This is a genomic window from Variovorax boronicumulans NBRC 103145 (assembly GCF_001591345.1).
Classification (GTDB): Bacteria; Pseudomonadota; Gammaproteobacteria; order Burkholderiales; family Burkholderiaceae_C; genus Variovorax; species Variovorax boronicumulans.
In genome coordinates, this window is sequence record NZ_BCUS01000223.1 from 1 (window position 1) to 4,273 (window position 4,273).

At 67.9% G+C, this 4,273-nt stretch carries 5 protein-coding genes; all 5 read right to left on the bottom strand.

The annotated features are described in order from the left end of the window. A partial coding sequence (locus tag VBO01S_RS30920; RefSeq protein WP_174543722.1) for a type III PLP-dependent enzyme domain-containing protein occupies nucleotides 1–560 on the bottom strand: 560 nt, incomplete at its 3' end. Continuing rightward, entirely contained in the window at nucleotides 557–1,561 is a 1,005-nt protein-coding gene (locus tag VBO01S_RS30925) for an ABC transporter ATP-binding protein (protein WP_062482925.1), read from the bottom strand. The genes VBO01S_RS30920 and VBO01S_RS30925, both read right to left, overlap by 4 nt. Beyond that, entirely contained in the window at nucleotides 1,561–2,598 is a 1,038-nt protein-coding gene (locus VBO01S_RS30930; RefSeq protein WP_062482917.1) for an ABC transporter ATP-binding protein, read from the bottom strand. The genes VBO01S_RS30925 and VBO01S_RS30930 overlap by 1 nt, the downstream gene beginning before the upstream one ends. Further along, nucleotides 2,598–3,437 carry an ABC transporter permease gene (locus VBO01S_RS30935; RefSeq protein ID WP_062482920.1) on the bottom strand — a complete coding sequence of 280 codons (840 nt, stop codon included), beginning with the start codon at nucleotides 3,435–3,437 and terminating at the stop codon, nucleotides 2,598–2,600. Before VBO01S_RS30935 ends, VBO01S_RS30930 begins: the two co-directional genes overlap by 1 nt. 3 nt (nucleotides 3,438–3,440) lie before the next feature. Continuing rightward, nucleotides 3,441–4,273, bottom strand: an 833-nt coding sequence (locus tag VBO01S_RS30940; protein ID WP_062482923.1) for an ABC transporter permease, incomplete at its 5' end; no start/stop codon positions are given.

The window sequence follows — 4,273 nt, forward strand, 5'->3', positions numbered from 1 at the left end:
CCGGTGCGTCCGCCGTCGATGCCAATCTCGAGCATGACCTCGAAAGGCACGCTCGCAGGATGGCGTTTCGACCAGTCTTCGATCAGCGCCAGCTGCGCGATCGAATCGACCAGGAACACGACGCGCAGGTCCGCATGGTCGGCCAGCAGCAGCTGGATGCCCGCGAGGTCTTCGTCGCTCACGACCTGGTTGGCGATCAGCGTGCGGCGCGCGCCGGCGGCCACGCCCACGGCCAGTTGCGTGACGGTGGCGAAGGTCAGGCCCCAGGCGCCGGCGTCGAGCTGGCGCTGGAACAGCTGCGGCGACATGGTGGTCTTGCCGTGCGGTGCGAGGTCGATGCCCCATTCGCGCACGCGCGATTGCATCCATTGGAGGTTGTGTTCGAGCGCCTCGCGCTTGAGCACGGCCAGCGGCAGCGGCAGGTCGCCGGCCAGCACATTCCAGCCGGCGGCGCCGACTTCGCTGCGCCGGCGTGGCTGCTGGGTGCGCGGGTAGCCCTTGAAACGGTCGCTCAGCAGCGGGTCGATGAAGTCTTGGGTGGCAGAAACGGTGTCGGTCATGGTCGTGCAACGGCGGTGTTGGAGAGCAGTTCTTTGCGGATGCAGGCGCTGTAGTGTCCGGGAGAAAGTTCGTCGAGCGTGGGTACCGTCTGCGCACAGGCCTCGATGGCATGCGGGCAGCGCGTGCGGAACACGCAGCCCGAGGGCGGCGAGATCGGGCTGGGAATGTCGCCCTTGAGCGCAATGCGCTCGGTGGCCATCTCGGGATCGGGCTTCGGGCTCGCGGCCAGCAGCGCCTGGGTGTAGGGGTGCGAGGGGTTCGCGAACAGCTCCTCGGTGGTGGCGACTTCCATCACCTTGCCAAGGTACAGCACCACCACGCGGTCGCACAGGTACTCGACCACGTCGAGGTCGTGCGAGATGAAGAGCATGGTCAGGCCCAGGCGCTCGCGCAGGTCCGCCAGCAGGTTGATGACCTGCGATTGAATCGACACGTCGAGCGCCGACAGCGGCTCGTCGGCCACGATGAACTCGGGCTCCACGGCCAGCGCGCGCGCCACGCCGATGCGCTGGCGCTGGCCGCCCGAGAACTCGTGCGGGAAGCGGCTCGCATGCTCGGGGCGCAAGCCCACGGTTTCGAGCAGCTCGGCGATGCGCTTGTCGCGCGCGGCGGCGCCCTTGTGCAGGCCGTGCGTGGACAGCGCTTCACCGAGGATGGCGCTGATGCGCATCTTCGGGTTCAGGCTGGCGTACGGGTCCTGGAAGATGATCTGCAGCTTGCTGCGCAGCTTGCGCATGCGCTCGCCGGAAAGGCCGCCGATGTCGTCGCCGCGGTACAGCACCTGGCCCTCGGTGCGCTCCACGAGCCGCAGCACGGTGCGCCCGATGGTGCTCTTGCCCGAGCCCGACTCGCCCACCAGGCCCAGCGTCTCGCCGGGCTGGATCGCGAAGGACACGTCGTCGACTGCGCGCACGGGGCGCTCGTTGCTGCCGAAGTACTTCTTGAGGCCACGGACTTCGATGAGGGGCGAGGAAGAAGGGGAAGAAACGGCGGTGGTCATCATGCAGCCCTCGCGAGCGATTGGTCGGGCTGCACGCGCACACAGCGCGCCTGGCGGTCTTGCCGGATGTCGATCAGCGGCGGCATGGCGCTTCGGCATTCGGGCAGCGCCTGGTCGCAGCGCGGCTCGAAGGCGCAGCCCGGTGGTGGCGCCAGCGGGCTCGACACCTGCCCGCGAATGGCGAACAGCCGCTTGGGCTTCGGTTGCCCGGGAACCCGCGCCTTGCCCGGCAGGCAGGCCAGCAGGCCCTGCGTGTACGGATGCTCGGGCTGCGCGAACAACGGCCGCACCGGCGCACGCTCGACCACACGGCCCGAGTACATGACCACCACGTCGTCGGCATGGTGCGCCACCACGCCCAGGTTGTGCGTGATGAACAGGATGCTCATGCCCGTCTCGGCCTGCAGCCGGCGCATCAGCTCCAGGATCTGCGCCTGGATGGTCACGTCCAGCGCGGTGGTGGGCTCGTCGGCGATCAGCAGCGTCGGGTCGCAGGCCATGGCCAGCGCGATCATCACGCGCTGGCGCATGCCGCCCGACAGCTGGTGCGGGTACTCGTGGATGCGTTGGGCAGCAGCCGGGATCTCCACCAGCTCCAGCATGCGCAGCGCATGGGCCAGCGCGGCCTTGCGATCGAGCCCCTTGTGCAGGCGCACGCTCTCGGCAATCTGCTCGCCGATGGTGAAGACCGGGTTCAGGCTGGTCATGGGCTCCTGGAAGATCATCGACAGCTGGTTGCCGCGCAGCGAGCGCATCTCGCGTTCGCCGATCTGCAGCAGGTCGAGCGTCTTGCCTTCGCGGGTGACGAAAGATGCCGATCCGCTGACCTGCGCGTTCGCGGTCTTGGGCAAGAGGCGCATCAGCGTGAGGCTGGTGACCGACTTGCCCGAGCCCGACTCGCCCACCAGTGCGGTGGTCTTGCCGGGCTGGATCGAGAAACTCACATCGGCCACCGAACGGATCAATCCGTCTTCAGTGGGGAAGCTGGTGCTCAGGTTGGTGACCGTGAGGCGTGGGGTGGTGTTCGCGTTCGTCATCACGAGGTCTTCTTCAGCTTCGGATCGAGCAGGTCGCGCACGCCATCACCCAGCAGCTGCAGCGACAGCGCCGTGAAGATGATCGCCAGGCCCGGGAACAGCACGACCCAGAAGGCCTGGTGCGCGTACTGCTGGCTGCCCGCGACCATGGTGCCCCAGGTGGGGATCTCGGGCGGCACACCGACGCCGAGGAACGACAGGCCCGCTTCGGCCAGGATCGCGTAGGCGAAGATGAACGACACCTGCACGAGGATCGGCGACATCAGGTTCGGCAGGATGTGGCGCCACAGGATGCGGGAGGTGCGAACGCCCAGGGCGCGCACGGCTTCGACGAACAGCAGCTCGCGCACCACCAAGGTCGAGGCCCGCACCACGCGTGCGACACGCGGCGTATAGACCAGCACCAATGCAAGCACGGTGTTCATCAGCGAGGGCCCCAGGATGGCCACCAGCGCGATGGCCAGCAGGATGTCGGGGAAGGACATCATGGCGTCGACCACGCGCATCAGCGGTGCATCGAGGCGGCGGAAGAACCCGGCCATGAGGCCCAGCACCGTGCCGGCGATGACCGCGCCCAGGGCCGTGAGCGCCGCGATGGCTAGCGAGTAACGTGCGCCGTGCACGATGCGCGCGTACATGTCGCGACCCAGTTCATCGGTACCCAGCAGGTGTTCGGCGCTGGGCGCCTTCAGGCGCTGCAGCACGGCCGTGTCGTTGGGATCGGCGGACGCGAACAGCGGTGCACCGACAGCGAGCACGGCAATCACCAGCAGCACCAGGGCAGAGACCATCACGATGCGGCGGTGCATCAGCTGGCGGAGCATTCGAGGCATGCGCATCGTTCAGACCTTCACGCGCGGATCGACCACCGCGTACAGCAGGTCGATCGAGAAATTGATGAGCACGTAGATCGCGGCAATCACGAGCAGCGCACCCTGGATGACCGGGTAGTCGCGCCGCAGCACGGCGTTGACCACGAGGTTGCCCACGCCCGGCAGGCCGAACACGGTCTCGGTGATGACGGCGCCGCCGATCATGAGTGCGACGGTCAGGCCGATCACCGTGACGATGGGCACCAAGGCATTGCGCAGCGCGTGCTTCAAGACGACGGTGCTCTCGCTCAGGCCTTTGGAGCGGGCGGTGCGCACGTAGTCCTCGCCGAGCACGTCGAGCATGGAGGCGCGCGTGAAGCGGATGATGAGTGCGGAGTTCAAGAGGCCCAGCACGGTGGCGGGCAGCACCAGCGCGTGCAATCTCTCGGCAAACGGCGCATCGGGCGCGCCGTAGCCCGACACCGGGAACCAGCCGAAGGACACCGCGAAGATCTGGATCAGCACGATGCCCAGCCAGAAGCTGGGAATGCTCGCGCCCAGCATCGCGATGCCGGTGAAGAACTGGTCGACCGCGCGGCCGCGGAACACCGCCGAGACGATGCCGCAGGGCACACCGATGAGCGCCGCGATGGCCACGGCCAGCAGCGCGAGCAAGGTGGTGGGCTCGGCGCGCTCCCACAGCGCCTGCGTCACCGGGCGCTGCAGGAAGATCGAGGTGCCCAGGTTGCCCTGCAGCACTTCGCGCAGCCAGTAGCCGAACTGCACGGGCAGGGGTTTGTCCAGGCCGTAGTCCTTCTGCACGCGGGCGATGTCGGCGGCGGTGGCCTGGTCGCCCAGCAGCA

Coding starts and splice junctions, on each gene's coding strand:
- VBO01S_RS30925 (WP_062482925.1), bottom strand. CDS start 1,561: ATGACCACCGCCGTTTCTTCCCCTTCTTCCTCGCCCCTCATCGAAGTC.
- VBO01S_RS30930 (WP_062482917.1), bottom strand. CDS start 2,598: ATGACGAACGCGAACACCACCCCACGCCTCACGGTCACCAACCTGAGC.
- VBO01S_RS30935 (WP_062482920.1), bottom strand. CDS start 3,437: ATGCGCATGCCTCGAATGCTCCGCCAGCTGATGCACCGCCGCATCGTG.